This is a genomic window from Streptomyces sp. 11x1, assembly GCF_032598905.1.
Classification (GTDB): Bacteria; Actinomycetota; Actinomycetes; order Streptomycetales; family Streptomycetaceae; genus Streptomyces.
Genome location: NZ_CP122458.1, coordinates 8,295,783 through 8,318,117, shown reverse-complemented (window position 1 = coordinate 8,318,117; position 22,335 = coordinate 8,295,783). Strand labels below are relative to the sequence as shown.

Below are 22,335 nucleotides of genomic sequence, written 5' to 3'. Positions count from 1 at the left end.
CGTGTTCTCAGGGCTGGCTGAACACTCCGTTCAGCCAGCCCTTCCACGCGCTCTCGTCGGCCTGTGCGTCGGCGCCCGGCGCGAAGTCGTGGACGCTCATGCCGACGCGGTGGCCCCAGTGGTTGCGGCCGAAGAAGCGGATGAGGGCGTCGTCGGTGCGCAGACCGATGAAGTACGGGTCGCGGTAGTCGACGACGGCCTCGAAACGCTGCCCGCCGGGCCCCTCGGCCTGGACGCGGGCGCCCTCGACGGTGTCGTCCGCGAGGCCGAGCGCCCGTCCCACGACGGTGAGCGCGTCCGCGCCACCGGACGCCTCGGGGCCGTCGAAGGTGGCGAACGCGGTGATCTTCCGGCCGGCGAAGCGCGTCAGGTACTGGCGCAGGGTGTGCAGGTAGAAGGCGGTGTGCTTGGCGGCGCCGTCGTACTGGTTGTCCCAGTCGTCGACGAAGACGCCGCTGTGCACGTACCGCACCCAGGCGCGCCGGCCGTCCTCGCGCGGCTCGATCGTGTAGTCGAGCTGGTTGAGGGTCTGCTCGGAGATCCCCTCCACGTCCTCGACGCGGTTGGTGTACCGGTGCGGCGGGTCCCACGCGGTCACCTCGGAGCCGAACGGCCCCTTGCCGCCGACGCGCGGCTCGGGTGCCTCCATCGGCCACAGCCACCCGCCGGTTCCGGCGGTGACGGCCTCCCACACCTCCTCGGGGGTGGCGTCGACCTCGAACTCACGGGCGATCTCGAATTCCTTGGGCATGACGTGCTCCTCAACGGGTCTCACCGGGCGGGCGGTTCGGGCTGGACGGGGAGTGCGAGCACCTCGGGCCGGCCGGTATCGTCGGCGGGCCGCGGCTTGACCGTCGGGTGGACGGCGACCACGATCCGGTGGCCCCGGCCGCCCTGGGCGTCGGGGGCGTCGTACTTGCTGATGAGCGCGCTCACCCCCGCCGTGAGCTCCTGGACGAAGGCGGCACGGTCGGCGGCCGAGGAGAAGGTGACCTCGCCGTCGAGGGCGTAGGTCGCGAGGCGCTTGCGGGCCCTGGCCGCGCCGGTGATCAGCGTGCCGACGTCCCGGACCAGCCGGGCGCCGAGCGCCAGGAGCCAGCGCGCGGAGAGCTGGTCCCGGAAACGGTCCGGATCCGGCTGTACGGCGGCGAGCGCGAGCGGCGAGATCACGTACGACGCGGCCGTGGCCCGCATCAGCCGCTCCGTGACGTTCCCCTTGCGGCGCTCCCCCGCCAGCTCGACCAGACCGTGCTTCTCCAGCGCCTTGAGGTGATAGTTCACCTTCTGCCTGGGCAGCCCTACCTTCCCGGCCAGCATGGCCGCCGACGCGGGACCGGCCGCCAGCTCGGCGAGCAGCCGGGCACGTATGGGGTCCAGCGAGACGGCCGCCGCCTCGGGGTCCTCGATCACGGTGACGTCCAACATGGCTCTACCGTCTCACCGAAAACTTTTTTTGTCCAGACGGTTCCAGTTTTCGGTGAGTGATGGCGCGCGATGGTCCCGGTCGCGCGGTCGCTTCCGGGACGGGGAGCCGTCGGGCTCAGCCGGGGACGAGGCCGAGGGCGTACTCGTACCGCTTGACCGAGCCGGTCTCCAGCAGGCCGGGCCAGGTCTGTACGCGCTGCCAGAGCGGTGAGGGCGAGCCGACGCCTTCGCCGGGCGCGGCCATGGCGTCGATGTGATGCTCGGCGGTCTCCCACTCGGCGTAGTTGAGGACGCGGGTGCCGTCGGTGCCGAGGTGGAAGTGGGCGGAGATACCGCCGGGATGCGCGTCCGGCTCGGCGGCGAGCGCCTCCTCCACGGCGTCCACCCAGGCACGCTGTCGCGCCGGGTCCGGACCGTCGAACGCGACGTCGACGATCACGACACACCCGGGCACGTGTGCGGTACGGTCCTGCCCACCCGTGAGACTGCGGTACCGCCGATAGCGGTGCAGCCCCACCCGCTCGATCCCGGGGACGGCGGTGTCGATGGCGTCGTTGCGCTCCTGCCGCCGCGTCTTGACGAAGGCCTCGTACGCCTGCTCGTCGGCCCACTGCGAATGGTGCAGCAGGCCGGAACCGTCCTCGGCGGTGTAGACGAAGTACCCCAACAGCCCCTCCGTCGGCCACGGCCGCCGCTCCCAGGTGTCGGCGATGGCCTCGACGGTCCGGCGTTGCCGCTCGGGGGTGCCCACCTCCCAGGTGCTGAAGAGGGACGCCCCGACGTCGGGGCGGTCGAGGACGGGGTGGAGGTCCGTACGACGGGTCGTGCTCATGCTGCTCTCCCATGATCGGTACTCGGTGTGCGCGCACCGACCACCCTTCAACCTCAACCAGGATTCAGGTCAAGTCCACGATTCGGGGCCGGGTTTCGGGAGACCCGCCGGTCATGGAGCAGAGGCGGCCGGAGGCCGAGCGGGTGGGAAAGGCGCCGGGGACCGGCGGGGAGGGCGTGGAGGGCGGTCCCACCGGACTGCCGGGGCGCTCGTGGTGGGCGGTGGTGCGGCGCACCGTCAAGGAGTTCCAGGACGACGAACTCGCCGACCGGGCCGCCGCGTTGACGTACTACGGCGTCCTGTCACTCTTCCCCGCGCTGCTGGTGCTGGTGTCGGTGCTGGGGGTCGTCGGACAGCGCGCGACGGACAGGATCCTGGACAACATCGGCGACCTCGCCCCGGGCCCCGCGCGGGACATCCTGCGGGACGCGGTCGTGCAACTGGGAGACAGCGGCGGTACGGGCGGGGTGCTGGCGATCGTCGGCCTGCTGGCGGCGGTGTGGTCGGCGTCGGGATACGTGGCGGCGTTCATCCGTACGTCCAACGCGGTGTACGACCTGCCGGAGGGCCGCCCGGTGTGGAAGCTCACGCCACTGCGGATCGTCCTGACCCTCGTGCTGATGCTGGTGCTGGCGGCGAGCGCGCTGATCGTCGTCTTCACGGGTCCGCTGGCCGAACGCGCCGGCACGACGATCGGGCTCGGCGACGCGGCCATCGCGCTTTGGGACATCGCCAAGTGGCCGGTCCTGCTGATCCTGGTGACGCTGATGATCGCGCTGCTGTACTGGGCCGCGCCCAACGTCCGTGGCCGGGGCTTCCGTTGGGTGAGCCCCGGCGGAGTCCTCGCGACGCTGATCTGGCTCGCCGCGTCTGCGGGCTTCGCCGTCTACGCGGCCAACTTCGGCTCGTACAACAAGACCTACGGCGCGCCGGCCGGAGCCGTCGTCTTCCTCATCTGGCTCTGGCTCACCAACCTGGCGATTCTCCTGGGCCTGGAATTCGACGCGGAGCTCTCCCGAGAGCGCGCCATCGCCGAGGGCCGCTCCCCCACGGAAGAGCCCTACGTGGAGCCACGCGACACCCGCACCTGGCCGCCTCGCCTGCGCGCCTTGCGGGAGGCCCGCGCCCGGACGACGGGCACGCTGGGCACGACGGGTTCGCCGAGCACCACGACGGGCACGACGGGTTCGCCGAGCTCATCGGGTTCGCCGGGCTGGTCGGCAGAGGAGTGAGCCAACAGCCAACGCCCGACGCCCGACGCCCGGCATGCCCACCACCACCGGGGGGAGCCGCGCAGGCGTCAGGCGCTCGCACCGTAGGCACATGCGGCGCAGGCGTCAGTCACCCCCCGCCGGAACAGCCGGCCGGGAGTCGGCCGCCCCTAGGCCCTGGCGTCACATTCCCGCCCGCCCCGCGACGCCATGCACGCGCTCTCGACGCACCGGGCACCGACCCGAGTACGTCCGGTACGCGGGTCAGTGCCCGGCACGCCGAGAGCACGCTCCCCCGGTCTCGGCTGCGCTCGACCGGGAGGTACCCCCACGACGCCGCCAGGCCGCCCTCCGGGCGACGACGGGAATGCGACGACAGGGCCTAGTAGTGCTTGGTCAGGTCGGTATCGGTTCTGGCATGTTGCGGTGACAGGTGGGGCAGGCGCCGGTCCAGACCGCGAGGAGTAGCTGCAGTTCGCGGGCGACCTGGTAGAGGCTCAGGCCGGCGCCGTCTCTTTTGGGGACCGGGTGATGTGCTGAAGGGTGCAAAAGGCGTGTGCGACGGAGACGAGGGTGACGTGGTGGTGCCAGCCTCGCCAGGTGCGGCCTTCGAAGTGGGCCAGGCCCAGGGTCTGCTTCATCTCGCGGTAGTCGTGCTCGATGCGCCAGCGTAGTTTCGCGGTGCGCACGAGGGTGGCCAGCGCCGTGTCGGCGGGAAGGTTGGACAGCCAGAACTGGACGGGTTCGGGCTGGTCGGCGGGCCATTCGGCCAGCAGCCAGCAGACGGGCAGTTCCGGGCCGTCGCAGGCTTTGCGGATCTCGCGTCCGGCGGGCCGCACGCGCAGGGCCACGAAGCGGGAGTACATGCGCTTGACGCCGCTGCGGCCGCTGCCCGGGCGGGAGCCTTCCCGCCACTGCACCGGCCGGGCTGTCTGCTTGCCGGCCTCGATGACCAGCTTCTTCACCGTCCTGGCCGCCTCGGGATAAACCGGCTGGGGCCGAGGGCCGCGACCGCCGTAGGGCGGGGTATGCGGCCGTGCCGTTTCCGGGTGGGCGGTGGTCGTGGTGGAGATGCCGACCGCGTAGCCGAGCCCGCGTTCTTCCAGGCCCAGCCGGAAGGCTGCGGTATCGCCGTAACCGCCGTCGGCGACGACGATCGGGACGTCGATGCCCCACGACCTGGTCTCGTCGATCATGTCCAGGGCCAGCTGCCACTTCTCGACGTGTCCGACGTCGGTGGGGATGCCGCACGTGGTGCGGCGGGCCACCTTGCCCGGATCGGCCTTGGACGAGGCGGGATCCCAGCTCTCGGGCAGGAACAGACGCCAGTCGACAGCAGCCGACGCGTCGTCGGAGGCCAGGTGCAGGGACACCCCGGCCTGACAGTTGGTGACCTTGCCCGCGGTGCCGGTGTACTGCCGGGCCACACACGCCGAGGCGTCCCCGTCCTTGAGGAAGCCTGTGTCATCCACGATCAGCGCGGTCGGCTTGACCACCTGCTGCATCCGCCAGGCCAGGCGGGCGCGGACATGCGCCGCGTCCCACGGGCTGGTGGTGATGAAGTTCGCCAGGGCCTGCCGGTTGCCGTCCTCGCCCAGGCGGGCGGCCATCGGTTCCACCGACTTGCGCCGCCCGTCCAGCAGCAGGCCCCGCAGATAGACCGTTCCCCACCGGCGTTGATCCGCCCGCGCGAACGGCTCGAACATCTCTGCCGCGAAGTCCTCCAGATCACACCGGACCGCGGCAAGCTCCCCACCCATCACAACAGGTCAACGGAACAAGCGATCAAACGGACACGCCACCGGCGAGTGAACCTGACCAAGCACTACTAGTAGGGCTCCGTTAGGTTGCTCTGGCTCTTGGGTTCTGGCTGGTGGTGGATGTTCTGGGCAGGGGGCGGTGGCAGGTGGTGCAGGTGCCGGTCCAGCAGTTCAGCAGGTCCTGGATGGCGTCGAGGATCTGGTAGAGGGTGAGTCCGCTGTATCGGCTTTTGGGGACAGGCGCTGTTCGGTGAGGAAGGCGTGGGCGGCGGTGACCAGGGTGACGTGGTGGTGCCAGCCGTTCCAGGAGCGGCCCTCGAAGTGGTCCAGGCCGAGGCCGTGCTTGAGTTCCCGGTAATCGTGCTCGATGCGCCAGCGGATCTTGGACAGGCGGACCAGTTCGGTGATCGGTGTGTCGGCGGGCAGGTTGGACAGCCAGTAGTCGGTGGGTGCTTCGGCGCCGGCGGGCCATTCGACCAGCAGCGTCACCTCGGGCAGGACACCGTCCCAGTGGCCGTGCTCGGCAGTGGCGGCGGCTTGGGCCAGACGGCGGGCCCTCACCCCGGCCGGCCGCACCCGCAGCGCCAGAAAGCGTGAGTGCATCGGCCCGCGGGAGCCTTCACGCCAGGTCACCTCGGTGAACGCCTGCCGTCCGTGCTCCTGAGCCAGCGCTGCCACCGAGGACGGCTTGTCCCGGTAGCGGGGCTGCGGCCTGCGACCGTTCCCGGACCACGCCGGGGCGGTGGGCCGCACGTCGTGCGGGTGGACCGTCACGACATAGCCGATGCCCCGCTCGCTCAGACCGTCGCGGAAGTCGGCGTTCTGCCCGTAGCCGGCGTCGGCGACCAGCACCGGCGGAACCAGCCCCCACCCGGCCAGCTCGTCGAGGATGTCCAGGGCCAGACGCCACTTCTCCCGGTGCCCGACCTCCGGCGGTATCCCGGTCTTCTGGCGCCGCACCGCATCGTCCGCCCACTCCTCGGGCACGAACATCCGCCACTGCAGCGGACAGGACGCCGTGTCGGAGACCGCGTGCACACTCACCGCGACCTGGCAGTTGGCCCGCTTGCCCAGCGCCCCGCAGTACTGGCGCGCGACCGCCACCGACATCTTCCCGTCCTTGGGGAACGACACGTCATCGACCGCCCACGCCTCCGGGCCGATTCTCGGCACCATCCGCTGGGCGATCCGCCGCCGCACCGGCACCGGATCCCACGTCGACTGGTTCACGAACTGCTGCAGGTTCTGCTCGTTGCCGTCCGGCAGCCGTTCCGCCATCGGCTGGATCGACTTCCGCCGTCCGTCCAGCATCAGTCCCCGCAGGTAGCAGTCGCCCTTCGCCCGCTGATCCTTACGCGGCACCGACGCGAACACGTCAGCCACGAACAACGCCAACGTCGCCCGAGCCCGGTTCACTTCATGTGCGTCCACACCTTCAGCGTTCCCCCAAACAGGACCGACAGACAGACGTAACGGAGCCCTACTAGGAGACCGCTGAAGATCTTGCTCTGGCCGCCCGACTCACCCTGAATCGCCGGTAAATGTCAATCGCCATCAAGTAGGGCAAGCCGGGCGCATTTTCAAGATCTTCAGGACGCTTCTAGTGATAGTGGCGCCAGGCCAGCACCCCTGCGGCGGCCACCGCGACGGTCGCGCCGCCCACCACCACCGCCTCCCGCGGCACCCGCTCCCACGCGGAGTGCACCCTCGCCTTCACATCGGCCTTGGCGGCCAGCTCCTCGACCGTGTCACCGAGCTGCGCCCGGGTCTGCTCGATCTGCCGCCGCAGTTCGTCGGGCCCCTTGGCGCCCACGGAACCATTGGTCGCGCCGCCGGAAGCACCGGCCGTACCGGATGCGTGCGTCATCGCCGGGCCCTCCCCTTGATCTCGTCCACGTCGGCCTTGACGCTGTCGAGCGCCAGCTCCGGCCGGGGAGGTGTGGCCCGCCGCAACTGCGCGCGCCCCATGGCGGCCAGTACACCGGCGATCACGAACAGCACGGCCATGACGATGAGCGCGGCGGCCCACACGTCCAGCACCAGCGACAGCGCCGCGACTCCCGCCGCAGCCAGCGTCATGAACCCCACGTAGGCGACGGCGCCGGCCGCGCCGAGGAGCCCACCGCCGCGCCCCGCGCGCCGTCCCTTCTCGGCCAGCTCCTCCTTCGCGAGGGCGACCTCCTGTCGTACGAGCTGGGAGAGCTGCTCGGTGGCCTGCCCCACCAGCTCGCCCACGGAGTGATGGTCGTGTTCCGCCAGCCCCGGACGCGCGGATCGCACAGAGCGCACGAATCGCGTGGGCCTGGTCTCGGTGGTCCCGGTCACGGTGTCGCCTCCTCACACATCGGGACGCCCCGAGTACCCCCACCGGCTCGCACTACCCCTGCGCTCACCAGCACATCCACCCGTGGCCAGGCAGCAGACGCCCCTCTCCGTAGCAAGGCTTCCGCATATCTCGTAGGAGAATTAAGTGGAGCTTCACAATGTGCCCGCCGAGACTTACCCCCATGGCTCCCTTGACTCTCACAGCTCCTGCGGCTCCTCCGACTCGCGTCCACCGCCCCACCCCCTTCGGCCGCGCCCTCTGCGCGATGGTGACCCCCTTCACGGCGTCCGGCGCGCTCGACCTGGACGGGGCCCAGCGGCTGGCCGACCGGCTGGTGCGGGAGGGGTGCGAGGGGCTGGTGCTGTCCGGTACGACGGGCGAGTCGCCGACGACGACGGACACGGAGAAGGCGGAGCTGATCCGCGCGGTACGCGCTGCGGTCGGCGAGCGGGCCGCGATCGTGGCCGGGGTGGGCACCGCCGACACCCGGCACACGGTGGAGTTGGCACTGGCGGCCGAGAAGGCGGGCGCGGACGGCCTGCTGGCGGTCACGCCGTACTACAGCAGGCCCCCGCAGGACGCCGTGGAGGCCCACTTCCGCGAGCTCGCCGAGGCCACGGGGCTGCCCGTGGCCCTGTACGACATTCCCGGCCGCACCGGTACCCGCATCGCCCCGGAGACCATGATCCGGCTCGCGGACCACCCCCGGATCGTGGCGGTGAAGGACTGCGCGTACGACCTCCTCGGCACCCAGAAGGTGCTGGCCGAGACGGGGCTCGCGTACTACACAGGCTGCGACGAGTACGTCCTCGCGCTCTACGCGATCGGCGGGTCCGGTTACGTGGGGACGGTAGCGAACGCGGTGCCGCGCCACTTCCGCTCGATCCTCGACGCGTTCGACGCCGGAGACACGGTCGAGGCGGCCCGCCTCCAGCGGCTGACCGTCCCGCTCACCGAGCTGATGATGGCCTCCGGCCTGCCCGGCTCCGTCACGGCCAAGGCGCTCCTCGGCCGACTCGGTCTCCCCTCCGGCCCGGTCCGCGCACCGCTGCGGCCCGCCGGTCAGGAGATGACCGACGGGCTGCTGGCGGCGTACGACCGGCTGGTGACCGCCTGAGACTCGACGCCGGTCGGTCAGCGGGTGGCGAAGACCGGGTTCCAGCGCCCGGGAGCCCCGTCGTTGCCCTTGCGGGCGCCGCTGAGCGGGATCGTCCTGTCGCTGCCGATGGTGACCAGGACCAGACCGTTGTGGAACTCGTTGCTGCCGTCGGCCGCGATGTCCCAGGCGATGAGCCGCTCGTTGTCGACCCAGGCGAGCAGCTGCTGACCGCGGACCTTGTGGAGCCGCTTGCCGGTGCGGGGGTCGAGGATCTCGGAGGCGGTGGTCTTGGCGCTGCCCGCGAAACCACCGGCGGCGAGCTTGCCGTTCGGGGAGAGCCGCGCCTCCACCGACCAGGTCAGGTACTTCTCGTCGGCCGGCTTGGCGACCTTGCCACCCTTCAGGTCGTAGTACTGGTCGTGCGGCTCCATGCTGAGCCCGGAGCGGACCAGCTTGCCGTCACCGCTGAAGGAGAAGTCCTGACGGGAGTTGACGAAGAACAGCTCCTCCTCCCTCTCCGGCGGGACCGCGCTCCACTCGCTGCGGCCGGAGTCGACATCGACGATGTAGAAGCCGGTCCGGTACGACTCGGAGTGCAACGGCATGTAGTCGTTCTTCTTGCCGTCGCCGTCGGCGTCGTTGGCCGCCTTGGTCAGCACGTCGGGGTTCTTGCTGTAGGTGGTGGCGACGATCCTGGTGCCGTCGGCCGAGAACTCCACGCTCGCCACGCCCCGGTCCACCGGGATCCAGCGCTCGACCTCGCCGGTGAGCAGGTCGAGCAGCCCGATCCGCTTGGTGGGCAGCTCCATCTCCAGGACGGCGGCGGTTCGCATGCCGGGGGCGACCGCGACCATGGACCAGCGGGAGTCCGCGACGTACTTGCCGGTCTTCTGGTCGAGGATCGAGTAGGAACGCTTCCGGACGGCGGTGTCCTTCTTCTTGTTGATCACGGTGTCCCCGGTCCAGTACGCGGCCAGCGCCACGTCCCCGGCCGCGATCAGGTCGCGCGGTGGCGACTGGTCGGGGTGGGCGATGATGTCGCTCTTGTTCATCTCGGTGGCGAGCCGTACCTGGTCCTTGCCGGAGTCCAGCAGGGGCACGGCCACCGCGACGGCGACCACGGCGGCGGTGGCCGCGGCGACGGTGGCGAGCCTGCGGGTCCGGCGGCGGCGCCGGACGGTCAGCACTCGCTCGGCGAAGTCCACTGCCAGGGGCGGCTGTTCGGCGGCCTGCTCGCGCAGCGAGTCGCGCACCAGTTCATCGACGTTCACGGACGCACCTCCACGGGCGAGAAGTCACGGGACGGCTGCTGCTCGGCCGCGGCGAATCCGAGCGCGGCCAGTTCGGGCGCGAGTTCGCGCAGTCGGGCGAGCGAGCGGTGAGTCGTGGACCGTACGGTCCCCACGGAGCACCCGAGGATCCGGGCCACCTCGCCCTCCGGCAGGTCCTCGAAGTAGCGGAGCACCAGTACGGTCCGCTGCCGGGCGGTCAGCCGGGCCAGCGCCCCGCGCATCACCAGCCGCAGCTCGACACCGGCCACGCCGTCGACACCGCCGCCGCTCTCGGGCGGCTCGGCGACGGTCAGTTCGCGCCGCCGCCATTTCAGCCGCCAGCGGCTGACCTGCTGCCGGTAGAGGATCTGCCGTACGTACGCCTCCGGCTCGTCGATCCGCTGCCAGCGCCCGGCCGCCTTGATCAGCGCGTTCTGCAACAGGTCCTCGGCGGCGTGCCGGTCCCCGCCGCTCAGCAGCACGGCCGTCTTCAGCAGCGCCGACGACCGCCCGGCCACGAACTCCCGGAAACTCTCCTGCCCCGCGGCATCCATCGTCACCTTCTCTTCCCCCGGCGGCCCCTGTGTCCGCCCTGTGCCCCTTGAGACGCGCCGCCCCGCCCACCGCTATGCCGGGCCGACGAAGAAAAGTACCGGGGAACGGCTCGGGGCCCGTACGCGCGTGAACGCGTACGGGCCCCTGGCCCTGTGACGGCAAGCCGTGCCGGCCGTACCGGCGTGCGATCAGCCCCAGCGGTACCCGTCGCCGAACAGCAGGGTGTGCTCCAGCACGTCCTCCATGGGGTCGTCGACCTGCCCGACGTTGACGAGTCCGATCCGGGGACCGTTGTGCGAGGCATGGTTGGTCTCGTCGGCGTGCGCGGCCCCGGCCGACACCCCGCACACCAGCACCGCGGCCAGCCCTGCCATGACCACTCGCGCCACGGTCCTCGCCCGGTCGTTCCTCATCCCTCGGCCCCTCATCTCATCGGTTCGGCGACTCATCGGACACTGCGTCCGACAGTTCATCTGCCTACACCGCACGAAGGTCACGCCGAGCAACCCTTACGGGGTCAGTTGTGGCTGTGCAGGATCTCGTTCAGGCCGCCCCAGACCGCGTTGTTGGGGCGGGCCTCGACCGTGCCGGTGACCGAGTTGCGGCGGAAGAGGATGTTCGAGGCGCCGGAGAGTTCGCGGGCCTTGACGACCTGGCCGTCGGGCATGGTGACGCGGGTGCCGGCGGTGACGTAGAGGCCGGCCTCGACGACGCACTCGTCGCCCAGCGCGATGCCGACGCCCGCCTCGGCGCCGACCAGGCAGCGCTCGCCGATGGAGATGATGACGTTGCCGCCGCCGGAGAGCGTGCCCATCGTGGAGGCACCGCCGCCGATGTCCGAGCCGTCCCCGACGACGACACCGGCGGAGATCCGGCCCTCGACCATCGACGTGCCGAGGGTGCCGGCGTTGAAGTTGACGAAGCCCTCGTGCATGACCGTGGTGCCCTCGGCGAGGTGCGCGCCGAGCCGGACGCGGTCGGCGTCGGCGATCCGGACTCCCTTGGGGGCCACGTAGTCCGTCATCCGCGGGAACTTGTCCACCGACGTGACCTGGAGGTGCAGGCCCTCGGCACGGGCGTTGAGGCGTACCTTCTCCAGCTCGTCCACGGCGACCGGGCCGAGCGAGGTCCAGGCGACGTTGGCGAGGAGGCCGAAGATGCCGTCCAGGCTCTGACCGTGCGGCTTGACCAGGCGGTGGGAGAGCAGGTGGAGGCGCAGGTACGCGTCGTGCGTGTCGATCGGCTTCTCGTCGAGCGAGGAGATGACCGTGCGGACCGCGACGACCTCGACACCGCGGCGCGTGTCCTGCCCGATCGCGGCGGTCGCGCCGCCGCCCAGCAGCTCCGCGGCGCGCTCGGCGGTCAGCCGCTCGGTGCCGGAGGGGCCCGGCTCGGCGGCGAGCTCGGGCGCGGGGAACCAGGTGTCGAGGACGGTGCCGTCGGCGGCGATCGTGGCGAGGCCGGCGGCCACGGCGCCGGTGGTACGAGGAGCAGTCGTGTCGGTCATGAGGGCAACCTAACCGCCCGGGGCACATCCGGGCCAACCCGCGCCGGGGGCGTCTCAGGGGCCGGGCACTTTACGGACATACGGGGTCGGTCGGCCTGCCCACCCCCGTGGAGCGGCCCGCCCACCCCCGTGGGACGGGCTGCCCGGCCCCGGGCGGCGAACGTCAGCCGCGCTCGCCCGCCTCGTCCACGACGGCCGTGGCGACGAGCAGTCTCCGCCGCCCACCTTGCCGCCCTCGATGTGCTGCGCACCGAGAACGTGCTGCGTACCGAGAACGCCGTACGTCTCCGGGTCGTTCAACCAGCGCCGGCCGACGGCCGTGCCCTGGCTCAGTGCTGGCGCGGCGCCCCGCGAGGCCGGCCAGCCCCAGGGGCGGCTGGACGTCGGCGTCGAGGAGGGAGGCGATCTCGGCGGCACCCGCCTCGCCTCACGTCCGCCTCGCCTCACGTCCGCCTCGCCTCGCGCCCACCCGCCGTGCCGCCCACCCGTGGCGGAGGTCCGTTCACCAGGTTCTCCCCCCGCTCGTCACAGCCGCTCTCCTTCGCCGGCTTTCGTGTCACCTCCTGTTCGCCGATGGGCCGGAAGAGGTTCGCGGTTCAGGGAATCACCCGTGCCAGCGCCTCCCGCGCGTACTCCTCGTCGTACGGCGCCCCGGTCAGCAGGACCTGGAGGCAGATGCCGTCGACGAGGGCGACGAGGGTCCGCGCGGTGACCGGGTCGGTGCGCTCGGCGAGGCACTCGGCGAAGCCCCGGCCCCACTCGTCGGCGACGGGCCGGAGGGCGGGGCGGCGCAGGGCGGCGAGGTAGAGCTCGTACTCCACCTCCAGGCCCGTACGGTCGCCGGCGAACCATTCGCCGCCCAGCGCGGCCAGTTCGGCGGCGAGATCGGTGCCGGGGTCCCGCAGGGCCTCACGGGCGACGACGGCCTTCGCGTACCGCTCGTTGGCCTGTCGCAGCGCGGCGACCATGAGGTCGTCGAGGGTCTTGAAGTGGTACGTCGTCGAACCGAGCGGGACGTCCGCCTCGGCGGCCACGGTGCGGTGGCTCAGCCCGGCGATGCCCTTCTCCCCCACGACGCGGATCGCCGCGTCGATGATCCGCTGCCGCCGCTCGGGGTCGTAGCGCCGGGCCATCAGTGGGCGCCTCCCAGGTTCAGCACCACGACCCCCGCGATGATCAGCACGATCCCGGCGACCTTGGCGAAGCTCAACGCCTCCCCGAAGAGCACCAGTCCGAGGGCGGCGACCGTCGCGGTGCCCACGCCGGACCAGATCGCGTAGGCGGTGCCGATCGACATCGACTTCAGCGCCTGGGCGAGCAGGACGAAGGAGATGAGGTACCCCACCCCGGTCACCAGGGAGGGCCACAGCTTGCTGAAGCCCTCGCTGTACTTCATGGCGGTGGTGGCGGCCACTTCGGCGGCTATGGCCGCGGCGAGCAACAGATATCCCATGTGTACGATCGTACACATGATGCGTACGCCTGTACACATCGCGCGGCACAGGCGCGCTTATGGGTGGAATTGACCGCCACGGAAGCCCAAGAGGCCCTGGATTCGGGGCCGTTCCGTTATGGAAGCGCTCTCGGAAAGGGCTCCCCGCACACCCCTTGGTCCACTACTGTTTCAACGGTCAATCTCCCGATTGTGTGACGACCGCCAGGGTTTGCACACACGGGTGACACGTACCACCCTCCCTGATCCGCATGACGATTCGCGTCCGCCTTGGCGACGCCGAAGGAACCGCGCATGCCGCCAAGAAAGCCCGGCACTGATCCGGACCAGACCACGCCCAGCCTTCCGGTGCTCAGATCCGCGAAGGTCTGGGAGACGGGTGTCACCCCGAACGACACCCGAATACCGGGCACGCGCCGCCTCTGGCTGGCCGGCGCCCTGGCCCTCGCCGTCGTGTCGTCGTGTGTCACCGCGATCACCCTCCAGGGCAGCGGACCTGACGACTCGTCGGAGAAGAACGGACGCACCACCGCCGCCGACGACCGGGTGCTCCCCGCCCTCTCGCTGCCGCCCACGTCTCCCCCCGCGACCTCGGCACCGGACGGCAAGAGCGGTCTGTCGGAGCCGCAGGGCTCCGAGGCCGACGCGAAGAACGGCGAGGGCAAGGACAAGGGCGCCGACGGCTCCAAGGGCTCCGACGCGTCCGACGACAAGCAGCAGGGCGGCGCGAAGCCGACCACCGAGCCGTCGAAGGCGCCCGCGCCCACGAAGAAGCCGCCGTCCAGGTCGACCACGCGCAAGTCCGTACGGTCCGTCAACTACCCGGACCGCTACTGGCATCTGCGCGACGGTGTGATCCAGCTGGACCAGGTGAGCTCCCGCAGTGGCAGCGAGACCAAGGAGGACTCCTCCTTCAAGGTCGTCTCCGGCCTCGCGAACTCCTCCTGCTACTCGTTCCGCATGGCCGACGGCCGCTATGTGCGCCACCAGAACTTCGTGCTCCGCGCGTCCGGCAACGACGGCTCCCGCCTCTTCCAGCAGGACGCCACCTTCTGCCCCCGCTCGGGCTACTCGGGTTCGATCCTGCTGGAGTCGGTGAACTACCCCGGCTACTTCGTCCGCCACCGCAGCTTCCAGCTCCGCCTGGAACGCGCCGAAAACAGCGGCTACTTCTACGCGGACGCCACGTTCAGCCTGGTGAAGGGCTTCTCCTGACCGGAGGACACCACCGCGGACATGGGTGTGGCCCCCGGCGATTCGCCGGGGGCCACACCCATGTCATGTCTCAGACGTTGAACCCGAGCGCCCGAAGCTGCTCACGGCCGTCGTCGGTGATCTTGTCGGGGCCCCACGGGGGCATCCAGACCCAGTTGATGCGCAGCTCGTTGACAAGGCCGTCCGTGGCGGACTTGGCCTGGTCCTCGATGACGTCCGTCAGCGGACAGGCCGCCGAGGTCAGGGTCATGTCGATCGTCGCGATGTTCGCGTCGTCGATGTGGATGCCGTAGATCAGGCCGAGGTTGACGACGTCGATGCCGAGTTCGGGGTCGACGACGTCGTACAGGGCCTCGCGGACCTCCTCCTCGGAGGCCGGCTTCATCTCCAGGGTCTCGCTCATGCCGTCTTCCTTTCGACGTCGGCGTCGGCGCCCAGCGCCTGGGCCGTCGCGTCCTTCCACGCCATCCAGCTGAGGAGGGCGCACTTGACCCGGGCGGGGTACTTGGAGACACCGGCGAACGCGACCGCGTCCTCCAGCACCTCCTCCATCGCGTCGTCCGGCTCGATCTTCCCCTTGGACTGCATCAGCTCCAGGAAGGTCTCCTGGATCTTCCGCGCGTCGTCAAGGTCCTTGCCGACGAGGAGGTCGTTCAGCACGGAGGCCGAGGCCTGGCTGATCGAACAGCCCTGGCCCTCGTACGACACGTCCTCGATGGTCGTGCCGTCGTACTTCACTCGCAGGGTGATCTCGTCGCCGCACGTCGGGTTCACGTGGTGTACCTCGGCGTCACCGTCCCGCAAGCCCCGCCCGTGGGGGTGCTTGTAGTGGTCCAGGATGACTTCCTGGTACATCGAGTCCAGCTTCATGCGATCGCTCGTCCCCTCAGCCGAAGAAGTTCCGTACGTGCTCCAGACCGTCGACCAGGGCGTCGATCTCGGCCGGCGTGGAGTACAGATAGAACGACGCTCGGGTGGTCGCGGGAATTCCGTACCGCAGGCAGACCGGGCGGGCGCAGTGATGGCCGACCCGGACCGCGATGCCCTGCTCGTCGAGCACCTGGCCCACGTCGTGCGGGTGGATGTCGCCGAGGGTGAAGGAGATCGCCGCGCCCCGGTCCTCGGCCGTGGCGGGGCCGATGATCCTGAGGTCCGGAACCTCCGTCAGCCGCTTCACCGCGTACTCGGTGATCGCGTGCTCATGGGCGAGGATCTTGTCCATGCCGATGGAGTTCAGATAGTCGATCGCCGCACCGAGGCCGACCGCCTGCGCGATCGGCGGGGTGCCCGCCTCGAACTTGTGCGGGGCGGGGGCGTACGTCGACGAGTGCATCGACACCGTCTCGATCATCTCGCCGCCGCCGAGGAACGGGGGCAGGTCCTCCAGGAGCTCCTGGCGGCCCCAGAGCACGCCGATGCCCGTCGGACCGCACATCTTGTGGCCGGTGAAGGCCACGAAGTCGGCCTGGAGCGCCTGCACGTCCAGCGGCATGTGCGGCGCGGCCTGCGAGGCGTCGATGCAGACCAGGGCACCGACCTCCTGCGCCCGGCGCACTATCGCCTCGACGGGGTTCACGGTGCCGAGGATGTTGGACACCAGCACGAAGGAGACGATCTTCGTCTTCTCGGTGATGATCTCGTCGATGTTGGAGAGGTCGAGCCGGCCGTCGTCGGTCAGCCCGAACCACTTCAGCTTCGCGCCCGTGCGCTGCGAGAGCAGCTGCCACGGCACGATGTTGGAGTGGTGCTCCATCTCCGTGATGACGATCTCGGTCTCGGAGTCCACGCGGTAGGGCTCGTCGGCCCAGCCCAGCATGTTCGCCACGAGGTTCAGCGACTCGGAGGCGTTCTTGGTGAAGATCACCTCGTCGCGGCTGGGCGCGTTGATGAAGGACGCGACCTTGTCCCGCGCGCCCTCGTACAGCGCCGTGGCCTCCTCGGCGAGCACATGCACACCGCGGTGGACGTTGGCGTTGTAGCGCTCGTAGTACTCGCTCAGGGCGTCCAGCACCTGGCGCGGCTTCTGCGAGGTCGCCGCATTGTCCAGGTACACGAGCTTCCGGCCGTCGTGGACCTGACGGTCCAGGATGGGGAAGTCCTTGCGGATCGCCTCGGTGTCGAGGAGGCCCGGCAGCTGTGTCACGCGGATGCGCCACCCTTCGTGTATGCCTCGTAGCCCTCGTTCTCCAGCTTGTCGGCGAGCTCGGGGCCGCCCGACTCCACGATCTTGCCGCCTGCGAAGACATGCACGTGGTCGGGCTTGATGTAGCGCAGGATGCGCGTGTAGTGCGTGATCAGCAGGGTGCCGACCTCGCCGGTCTCGCGGACGCGGTTGACGCCCTCGGAGACGACCCGGAGCGCGTCGACGTCCAGACCGGAGTCCGTCTCGTCGAGGATCGCGACCTTCGGCCGGAGCAGCTCCAGCTGGAGGATCTCGTGGCGCTTCTTCTCACCGCCGGAGAAGCCCTCGTTGACGTTGCGCTCGGCGAAGGCGGGGTCCATGTTGAGGCGCTGCATGGCCTCCTTGACCTCCTTCACCCAGGTGCGCAGCTTGGGGGCCTCGCCGCGGATGGCGGTGGCGGAGGTCCGCAGGAAGTTCGACACGGACACGCCCGGGACCTCGACCGGGTACTGCATCGCCAGGAACAGGCCCGCGCGGGCGCGCTCGTCGACGGACATCTCCAGGACGTCCTCGCCGTCGAGCAGCACGGTGCCGCCGGTGATCGTGTACTTGGGGTGACCCGCGAGGGAGTAGGCGAGGGTCGACTTGCCGGAGCCGTTGGGGCCCATGATGGCGTGCGTCTCGCCCTGCTTCACGGTGAGGTCGACGCCCTTGAGGATCTCCTTCGTGGCGTTGTCGGCCTCGACGGTGACGTGCAGGTCTCGGATTTCAAGCGTTGCCATGGGTGCCTCAGGACTCCTGGGTGAGGGAGACGAGCACGTCGTCCCCTTCGATCTTTACGGGGTATACGGGGACAGGGCGCGTCGCGGGAAGGCCGGACGGCTTGCCGGTGCGGAGGTCGAAGCTGGAGCCGTGCAGCCAGCACTCGATCTGGCAGTCCTCCACCTCGCCCTCGGAGAGCGAGACGTTCGCGTGGGAGCAGATGTCATGGATGGCGAACACCTCCCCCTCGGTCTGTACGACCGAGACCGGCGTGCCGTCGAGTTCCACCCGCTTCGGGGTGTCCTCCTCCAGCTCGCTCAGTCCGCAAGCGCGTACGAAGGTCATCGGCCTGATCCAGACACGGTCTCCAGCTCCTCGTCGATCTTCGCAAGGAGGCGTTCCTGGATGTCGTCGACACCGATCTGCTGGACCAGTTCGGCGAAGAAGCCGCGGACGACGAGACGGCGGGCCTCGTCGGCCGGGATGCCTCGGGCCATCAGGTAGAAGAGCTGCTCGTCGTCGAAGCGGCCGGTCGCCGAGGCGTGGCCGGCGCCGACGATCTCGCCGGTCTCGATCTCCAGGTTGGGCACGGAGTCGACCCGGGCGCCGTCCGTGAGGACCAGGTTCCGGTTCATCTCGTAGGTGTCGGTGCCCTCGGCCTTGGCCTCGATCAGCACGTCGCCGATCCAGACCGCGTGGGCGCCGTCGCCCTGGAGCGCGCCCTTGTAGACCACGTTCGACTTGCAGTGCGGGGTGTTGTGGTCGACCAGGAGGCGGTGCTCCTGGTGCTGCCCCTTGTCGGTGAAGTAGAGCCCGAACAGCTCGGCCTCGCCGCCGGTGCCCGCGTAGGCGACCCGGGGGTGGAGACGGACGACGTCGCCGCCGAAGGTCACCACGACGGACTTGAAGCTCGCGTCCCGGCCGATGAGGGCGTTGTGCTGGGCGACGTGCACGGCCTTGTCGTCCCAGTCCTGCACCGAGACGACGGTCAGCTTGGCGCCGTCGCCCAGGACGTAGTCGACGTTGGCGGCGAGCACCGCGTCACCGGTGTGGTCGATGACGACGACGGCCTCGGCGAAGGCACCCAGCTCGATCACCTGGTGGGCGAAGGCGGTGCCGCCCTCGCCGTGCACGGCGATCCGGATCGGCTCGGCGAGGACCGTCTCCTTGGGGACGGTGATGACGCCGGCCTTCTCGAACGCCGAGTAGGCCTGGGCGGCGACGCGGTCCGCCGGGGTGCCGGCCCTGCCGAGGCGGGCGTCGTCGCGGCCGACGGCCTCGACGGTGACGCCCTCGGGGGCCTGGACGTCGACCTTCAGGCCGTCTCCGGTGGCGACGGCGGTGCCGTCGTGCAGCCCGCGCAGGCGCTCCAGCGGGGTGAACCGCCACTCCTCCTCGCGGCCGTGCGGCACGGGGAAGTCCGTCACGTCGAAGGACGGGGGCGCGCTCATGCGCGTGGCGACGGTCGACTCGGCGGCCACCGCGATCGAGCCGGCGGTGGTGGAGCCCACCGGAATGTTCTGAGCCTCAGCCATGGCTGTCGGTCTGCTCTCTTCCTACGTTTTCGATCTTCGGCCCGCCCCGGAGAGGCGGGCCGCCTGCTGCTGGACCGGAGGGCGGTGCTTAGCCGACCGCGCCTTCCATCTGCAGCTCGATCAGCCGGTTGAGCTCCAGCGCGTACTCCATCGGCAGCTCCTTCGCGATCGGCTCGACGAAGCCGCGCACGATCATGGCCATCGCCTCGAACTCGCTGAGGCCACGGCTCATCAGATAGAAGAGCTGGTCCTCGGAGACCTTGGAGACGGTCGCCTCGTGGCCCATGGACACGTCGTCCTCACGGACGTCGACGTACGGGTACGTGTCCGAGCGGGAGATGGTGTCGACGAGCAGCGCGTCGCACAGCACGTTCGACTTGGATCCGGCGGCGCCCTCACCGATCTCGACGAGACCGCGGTAGGACGTACGGCCGCCGCCGCGCGCCACCGACTTCGAGACGATGTTGGAGGAGGTGTTCGGCGCCATGTGGACCATCTTGGAGCCGGCGTCCTGGTGCTGGCCCTCGCCCGCGAAGGCGATGGAGAGCGTCTCGCCCTTGGCGTGCTCGCCCATCAGGTAGACGGCCGGGTACTTCATGGTGACCTTGGAGCCGATGTTGCCGTCGATCCACTCCATGGTCGCGCCCTCGTACGCCACGGCGCGCTTGGTGACCAGGTTGTAGACGTTGTTCGACCAGTTCTGGATGGTCGTGTAGCGGCAGCGGGCGCCCTTCTTCACGATGATCTCGACGACCGCGGAGTGCAGGGAGTCCGACTTGTAGATCGGGGCCGTGCAACCCTCGACGTAGTGGACGTAGGCGTCCTCGTCGACGATGATCAGCGTCCGCTCGAACTGGCCCATGTTCTCCGTGTTGATACGGAAGTAGGCCTGGAGCGGGATCTCCACGTGCACGCCCTTCGGCACGTAGATGAAGGAGCCGCCGGACCACACCGCGGTGTTCAGCGACGCGAACTTGTTGTCGCCGACCGGGATGACGGTGCCGAAGTACTCCTTGAAGAGCTCGGGGTGCTCCTTCAGGGCGGTGTCGGTGTCGAGGAAGATGACGCCCTGCTCCTCCAGGTCCTCGCGGATCTGGTGGTAGACGACCTCGGACTCGTACTGGGCCGCGACACCGGCGACGAGGCGCTGCTTCTCCGCCTCGGGGATGCCGAGCTTGTCGTACGTGTTCTTGATGTCCTCGGGCAGGTCCTCCCAGGACTCCGCCTGCTTCTCCGTGGAGCGCACGAAGTACTTGATGTTGTCGAAGTCGATGCCCGACAGGTCCGAGCCCCAGTTCGGCATGGGCTTCTTCTCGAACAGGCGCAGGCCCTTGAGGCGGAGCTTGGTCATCCACTCCGGCTCGTTCTTCTTGGCGGAGATGTCCCGGACGACGTCCTCGTTGATGCCACGCTTGGCAGAGGCACCGGCCTCGTCGGAGTCCGCCCAGCCGTATTCGTACTTACCCAGGCCCTCGAGCTCGGGGTGGGCTGTCTCCTCGATGGGGAGAGTCATGCGGGGTTCCTCCCGGCCGTGCTTGCGGATGCGTTGGTGGCTGTCTTGGAAATTCTGGGGATGAACGTCGTGCAGACGCCGTCGCCGTGCGCGATGGTGGCCAGCCGCTGGACGTGTGTACCGAGCAATTCGGCGAAGAGCTCGGTCTCGGCCTCGCAGAGCTGCGGGAACTGCTCGGCCACATGGGCCACCGGGCAGTGGTGCTGGCAGAGCTGCTCACCCTGGTGGGGGTGGGGGGCACTGCGTGCCGTAGCAGCGTACCCGTCGGCGCTCAAGGCCTTGGCCAGGGCTTCGGTCTTCTCATCGGGGTCCGCGGCCTCGACGGCCCTGCGGTAGGCCCCGGCCTGGGCGGCGACCCGGGCGCGGGCGAAAGCGGCGACCGCCTGCTCCCCGCCCTCCTGGTCGGCGATCCAGCGGAGCGCGTCGGCGGCGAGCTTGTCGTACGACTGGTCGAAGGCGTCCCGTCCGCAGTCCGTCAGGGCGAACACCTTGGCCGGGCGCCCGCGCGTACGCGTGCCGTAGACACGCTGTTCGCGGGGCTGCACGACGTCGTCGGAGACCAGGGCGTCGAGGTGTCGGCGGACAGCCGCCTGGGTCAGCCCCAGACGCCCGGCGAGGTCGGCCACGGTGGACGGGCCGTGGGACAGGATGGACCGCGCGACCCGGTTGCGGGTGGACCGCTCACCGGTCGCGAGTTCCTCCTGCGGAGCCTCGCCGACGTTTTTCACAACGCCATTGTTGCGTAATTCCTCAGAGCTGGGCAAGCCGCGTCCGGACGGGCGGGCGGTGCCGTGCATCACTTAGGTACACCTAAGCTGACCTGTAGGTATACCTAAGCTGACCTGGGGAAACGATCACTGATCAATCGAACCGGTGGCGTCGCCGAAGCCGCTCGGGAAGACTGCCACACCATGTCGACAACCCCTCCCACCGGCCCTCTTGTCACCCGCGCCGGCTTGGCGGCGGACCTGCGCGCCGCCGGTGTCGAGGCCGGCGAGACCCTCCTCGTGCACTCCTCGCTCAGCTCGCTCGGGTGGGTCTGCGGAGGCCCCGTGACGGTGGTGCACGCGCTGCTCGACGCCCTCGGACCGAACGGCACCCTGGTCGTCCCCAGCCAGTCCGGCGACCTCTCGGACCCCGCGCTCTGGGCGTGTCCGCCCGTGCCCGAGGAGTGGTGGGAGACCATTCGGGCGACCATGCCCGGCTACGACCCGACGACCACCCCCACCCGCGGGGTCGGGGTGATCCCCGAGACCGTACGGACCTGGCCGGGCGCCCTGCGCAGCGCGCACCCGCAGACATCCTTCGCGGCGATCGGTCCGGGCGCGGCGGCGATCCTCGCGGACCACGCCCCCGACTGCCGCCTGGGCGAGCGCAGCCCCCTGGCCCAGCTGGAGGCGGCGGGCGCCCGGGTGCTGCTGCTCGGCGCGGGCTACGACTCCTGCACCTGCTTCCACCTGGCCGAGTACCGGATCCCCGCGCCCCTGGTCGAAGTCGGCCGGCCGGGACCTGACGGCTGGGAGGTCGTGACCGAGGTGTCCATCGACTCGGACCGCTTCGACGAGCTCGGGTACGACTTCGAACGCGACCGCGGCATCCGCCGGACCAGGGTGGGCGGGGCGGACGTACGTCTGTTCCCGGTGGTGGACGCCGTGGCGTACGCCGAGCGCTGGCTCCCCGTGCACCGTCCCCGGGAGGAGGAGATCTCCGGACCCGCCCGTCTCGGCACCCGGCCGCGTACCTAGACTC

General features: G+C 70.1%; 25 protein-coding genes. 4 read left to right on the top strand and 21 right to left on the bottom strand.

The window, feature by feature from the left end; genetic code table 11:
- Positions 1-7: 7 nt before the first annotated feature.
- From P8T65_RS36480 to P8T65_RS36470, 3 genes are all read right to left on the bottom strand, one after another.
- Entirely contained in the window at positions 8-751 is a 744-nt protein-coding gene (locus tag P8T65_RS36480; RefSeq protein ID WP_316729474.1) for an SRPBCC domain-containing protein, read from the bottom strand.
- 20 nt (positions 752-771) lie between these two features.
- Positions 772-1,425 carry a winged helix-turn-helix domain-containing protein gene (locus P8T65_RS36475; protein ID WP_316729473.1) on the bottom strand — a complete coding sequence of 218 codons (654 nt, stop codon included), beginning with the start codon at positions 1,423-1,425 and terminating at the stop codon, positions 772-774.
- Positions 1,426-1,540: 115 nt separating this feature from the next.
- Complete coding sequence (locus P8T65_RS36470) at positions 1,541-2,257, bottom strand: antibiotic biosynthesis monooxygenase (protein WP_316729472.1); 717 nt, start codon at positions 2,255-2,257, stop codon at positions 1,541-1,543.
- A gap of 113 nt (positions 2,258-2,370) precedes the next feature.
- Between P8T65_RS36470 and P8T65_RS36465 the strand changes: the two genes are divergently transcribed.
- Positions 2,371-3,489, top strand: coding sequence for a YihY/virulence factor BrkB family protein (locus P8T65_RS36465; protein WP_316729470.1), 1,119 nt, complete (start codon positions 2,371-2,373; stop codon positions 3,487-3,489).
- A 476-nt stretch (positions 3,490-3,965) separates the two neighbouring features.
- Here the strand turns inward: P8T65_RS36465 and P8T65_RS36460 are convergent, their stop codons facing one another.
- The 4 genes from P8T65_RS36460 to P8T65_RS36445 form a co-directional block, all read right to left on the bottom strand.
- Entirely contained in the window at positions 3,966-5,228 is a 1,263-nt protein-coding gene (locus P8T65_RS36460; RefSeq protein WP_316729468.1) for an IS701 family transposase, read from the bottom strand.
- A 171-nt stretch (positions 5,229-5,399) separates the two neighbouring features.
- Positions 5,400-6,659: an IS701 family transposase gene (locus tag P8T65_RS36455; RefSeq protein ID WP_316729466.1), complete on the bottom strand. Its 1,260-nt coding sequence runs from the start codon at positions 6,657-6,659 to the stop codon at positions 5,400-5,402.
- A gap of 169 nt (positions 6,660-6,828) precedes the next feature.
- On the bottom strand, positions 6,829-7,095 hold the full coding sequence (locus tag P8T65_RS36450; protein ID WP_268269386.1) for a DUF3618 domain-containing protein: 267 nt from the start codon (positions 7,093-7,095) through the stop codon (positions 6,829-6,831).
- Entirely contained in the window at positions 7,092-7,553 is a 462-nt protein-coding gene (locus P8T65_RS36445; RefSeq protein WP_399101673.1) for a phage holin family protein, read from the bottom strand. Before P8T65_RS36445 ends, P8T65_RS36450 begins: the two co-directional genes overlap by 4 nt.
- 182 nt (positions 7,554-7,735) lie before the next feature.
- Between P8T65_RS36445 and dapA the strand changes: the two genes are divergently transcribed.
- A complete protein-coding gene (dapA, locus tag P8T65_RS36440; protein ID WP_316729463.1) occupies positions 7,736-8,671 on the top strand; it encodes a 4-hydroxy-tetrahydrodipicolinate synthase in 936 nt (311 codons plus the stop codon).
- Between the two features lie 17 nt (positions 8,672-8,688).
- Here the strand turns inward: dapA and P8T65_RS36435 are convergent, their stop codons facing one another.
- The 6 genes from P8T65_RS36435 to P8T65_RS36410 form a co-directional block, all read right to left on the bottom strand.
- The gene (locus P8T65_RS36435) at positions 8,689-9,924 is read right to left on the bottom strand and encodes a WD40 repeat domain-containing protein (protein ID WP_316729461.1); all 1,236 of its coding nucleotides are present in this window, start codon (positions 9,922-9,924) and stop codon (positions 8,689-8,691) included.
- Positions 9,921-10,478, bottom strand: coding sequence for a SigE family RNA polymerase sigma factor (locus P8T65_RS36430; RefSeq protein WP_316731840.1), 558 nt, complete (start codon positions 10,476-10,478; stop codon positions 9,921-9,923). Before P8T65_RS36430 ends, P8T65_RS36435 begins: the two co-directional genes overlap by 4 nt.
- Positions 10,479-10,667: 189 nt before the next feature.
- A complete protein-coding gene (locus tag P8T65_RS36425) occupies positions 10,668-10,892 on the bottom strand; it encodes a hypothetical protein (RefSeq protein WP_184895576.1) in 225 nt (74 codons plus the stop codon).
- 104 nt (positions 10,893-10,996) lie between these two features.
- Positions 10,997-11,986 (bottom strand): 2,3,4,5-tetrahydropyridine-2,6-dicarboxylate N-succinyltransferase, encoded by a 990-nt coding sequence (gene dapD, locus P8T65_RS36420; RefSeq protein WP_184895571.1) that lies wholly within the window; start codon positions 11,984-11,986, stop codon positions 10,997-10,999.
- 596 nt (positions 11,987-12,582) lie between these two features.
- Positions 12,583-13,119, bottom strand: coding sequence for a TetR family transcriptional regulator (locus P8T65_RS36415; RefSeq protein WP_316729458.1), 537 nt, complete (start codon positions 13,117-13,119; stop codon positions 12,583-12,585).
- Positions 13,119-13,439 (bottom strand): multidrug efflux SMR transporter, encoded by a 321-nt coding sequence (locus tag P8T65_RS36410; RefSeq protein ID WP_316729457.1) that lies wholly within the window; start codon positions 13,437-13,439, stop codon positions 13,119-13,121. The genes P8T65_RS36415 and P8T65_RS36410 overlap by 1 nt, the downstream gene beginning before the upstream one ends.
- Positions 13,440-13,733: 294 nt before the next feature.
- Here P8T65_RS36410 and P8T65_RS36405 point away from each other — a divergent pair, with 294 nt between their 5' ends.
- Complete coding sequence (locus tag P8T65_RS36405) at positions 13,734-14,654, top strand: AbfB domain-containing protein (protein ID WP_316729456.1); 921 nt, start codon at positions 13,734-13,736, stop codon at positions 14,652-14,654.
- 70 nt (positions 14,655-14,724) lie between these two features.
- On the opposite strand, the gene P8T65_RS36400 is transcribed toward P8T65_RS36405, so the two are convergent.
- From P8T65_RS36400 to P8T65_RS36365, 8 genes are all read right to left on the bottom strand, one after another.
- Positions 14,725-15,057, bottom strand: a complete 333-nt coding sequence (locus P8T65_RS36400) for a metal-sulfur cluster assembly factor (RefSeq protein ID WP_020130530.1) — start codon at positions 15,055-15,057, stop codon at positions 14,725-14,727.
- Entirely contained in the window at positions 15,054-15,524 is a 471-nt protein-coding gene (gene sufU / locus P8T65_RS36395) for a Fe-S cluster assembly sulfur transfer protein SufU (RefSeq protein ID WP_184895563.1), read from the bottom strand. The genes P8T65_RS36400 and sufU overlap by 4 nt, the downstream gene beginning before the upstream one ends.
- Positions 15,525-15,540: 16 nt before the next feature.
- Positions 15,541-16,797, bottom strand: coding sequence for a cysteine desulfurase (locus tag P8T65_RS36390; RefSeq protein ID WP_230214440.1), 1,257 nt, complete (start codon positions 16,795-16,797; stop codon positions 15,541-15,543).
- Entirely contained in the window at positions 16,794-17,558 is a 765-nt protein-coding gene (sufC, locus tag P8T65_RS36385; RefSeq protein WP_033527156.1) for a Fe-S cluster assembly ATPase SufC, read from the bottom strand. The genes P8T65_RS36390 and sufC overlap by 4 nt, the downstream gene beginning before the upstream one ends.
- A 7-nt stretch (positions 17,559-17,565) precedes the next feature.
- Positions 17,566-17,883, bottom strand: a complete 318-nt coding sequence (locus P8T65_RS36380; protein ID WP_048585098.1) for a non-heme iron oxygenase ferredoxin subunit — start codon at positions 17,881-17,883, stop codon at positions 17,566-17,568.
- A complete protein-coding gene (gene sufD / locus P8T65_RS36375) occupies positions 17,880-19,073 on the bottom strand; it encodes a Fe-S cluster assembly protein SufD (RefSeq protein ID WP_316729449.1) in 1,194 nt (397 codons plus the stop codon). The genes P8T65_RS36380 and sufD overlap by 4 nt, the downstream gene beginning before the upstream one ends.
- An 88-nt stretch (positions 19,074-19,161) precedes the next feature.
- Positions 19,162-20,586, bottom strand: coding sequence for a Fe-S cluster assembly protein SufB (gene sufB / locus P8T65_RS36370; RefSeq protein ID WP_184895554.1), 1,425 nt, complete (start codon positions 20,584-20,586; stop codon positions 19,162-19,164).
- Positions 20,583-21,314, bottom strand: coding sequence for a metalloregulator ArsR/SmtB family transcription factor (locus P8T65_RS36365; protein ID WP_230214443.1), 732 nt, complete (start codon positions 21,312-21,314; stop codon positions 20,583-20,585). The genes sufB and P8T65_RS36365 overlap by 4 nt, the downstream gene beginning before the upstream one ends.
- A gap of 183 nt (positions 21,315-21,497) precedes the next feature.
- Between P8T65_RS36365 and P8T65_RS36360 the strand changes: the two genes are divergently transcribed.
- Positions 21,498-22,331, top strand: coding sequence for an AAC(3) family N-acetyltransferase (locus P8T65_RS36360; protein ID WP_316729448.1), 834 nt, complete (start codon positions 21,498-21,500; stop codon positions 22,329-22,331).
- The last annotated feature ends 4 nt before the right edge of the window (positions 22,332-22,335 follow it).

Excerpts from the sequence above, each read along its gene's own strand:
- dapA (WP_316729463.1), top strand. The coding sequence starts at position 7,736 with ATGGCTCCCTTGACTCTCACAGCTCCTGCGGCTCCTCCGACTCGCGTC.
- P8T65_RS36400 (WP_020130530.1), bottom strand. The coding sequence starts at position 15,057 with ATGAGCGAGACCCTGGAGATGAAGCCGGCCTCCGAGGAGGAGGTCCGC.
- P8T65_RS36405 (WP_316729456.1), top strand. The coding sequence starts at position 13,734 with ATGCCGCCAAGAAAGCCCGGCACTGATCCGGACCAGACCACGCCCAGC.
- dapD (WP_184895571.1), bottom strand. The coding sequence starts at position 11,986 with ATGACCGACACGACTGCTCCTCGTACCACCGGCGCCGTGGCCGCCGGC.
- sufU (WP_184895563.1), bottom strand. The coding sequence starts at position 15,524 with ATGAAGCTGGACTCGATGTACCAGGAAGTCATCCTGGACCACTACAAG.
- P8T65_RS36360 (WP_316729448.1), top strand. The coding sequence starts at position 21,498 with ATGTCGACAACCCCTCCCACCGGCCCTCTTGTCACCCGCGCCGGCTTG.
- P8T65_RS36430 (WP_316731840.1), bottom strand. The coding sequence starts at position 10,478 with ATGGATGCCGCGGGGCAGGAGAGTTTCCGGGAGTTCGTGGCCGGGCGG.
- P8T65_RS36470 (WP_316729472.1), bottom strand. The coding sequence starts at position 2,257 with ATGAGCACGACCCGTCGTACGGACCTCCACCCCGTCCTCGACCGCCCC.
- P8T65_RS36460 (WP_316729468.1), bottom strand. The coding sequence starts at position 5,228 with ATGGGTGGGGAGCTTGCCGCGGTCCGGTGTGATCTGGAGGACTTCGCG.
- sufD (WP_316729449.1), bottom strand. The coding sequence starts at position 19,073 with ATGGCTGAGGCTCAGAACATTCCGGTGGGCTCCACCACCGCCGGCTCG.
- P8T65_RS36415 (WP_316729458.1), bottom strand. The coding sequence starts at position 13,119 with ATGGCCCGGCGCTACGACCCCGAGCGGCGGCAGCGGATCATCGACGCG.
- P8T65_RS36480 (WP_316729474.1), bottom strand. The coding sequence starts at position 751 with ATGCCCAAGGAATTCGAGATCGCCCGTGAGTTCGAGGTCGACGCCACC.
- P8T65_RS36465 (WP_316729470.1), top strand. The coding sequence starts at position 2,371 with ATGGAGCAGAGGCGGCCGGAGGCCGAGCGGGTGGGAAAGGCGCCGGGG.
- sufB (WP_184895554.1), bottom strand. The coding sequence starts at position 20,586 with ATGACTCTCCCCATCGAGGAGACAGCCCACCCCGAGCTCGAGGGCCTG.
- P8T65_RS36450 (WP_268269386.1), bottom strand. The coding sequence starts at position 7,095 with ATGACGCACGCATCCGGTACGGCCGGTGCTTCCGGCGGCGCGACCAAT.
- P8T65_RS36410 (WP_316729457.1), bottom strand. The coding sequence starts at position 13,439 with ATGGGATATCTGTTGCTCGCCGCGGCCATAGCCGCCGAAGTGGCCGCC.
- P8T65_RS36380 (WP_048585098.1), bottom strand. The coding sequence starts at position 17,883 with ATGACCTTCGTACGCGCTTGCGGACTGAGCGAGCTGGAGGAGGACACC.
- P8T65_RS36425 (WP_184895576.1), bottom strand. The coding sequence starts at position 10,892 with ATGAGGAACGACCGGGCGAGGACCGTGGCGCGAGTGGTCATGGCAGGG.
- P8T65_RS36475 (WP_316729473.1), bottom strand. The coding sequence starts at position 1,425 with ATGTTGGACGTCACCGTGATCGAGGACCCCGAGGCGGCGGCCGTCTCG.
- sufC (WP_033527156.1), bottom strand. The coding sequence starts at position 17,558 with ATGGCAACGCTTGAAATCCGAGACCTGCACGTCACCGTCGAGGCCGAC.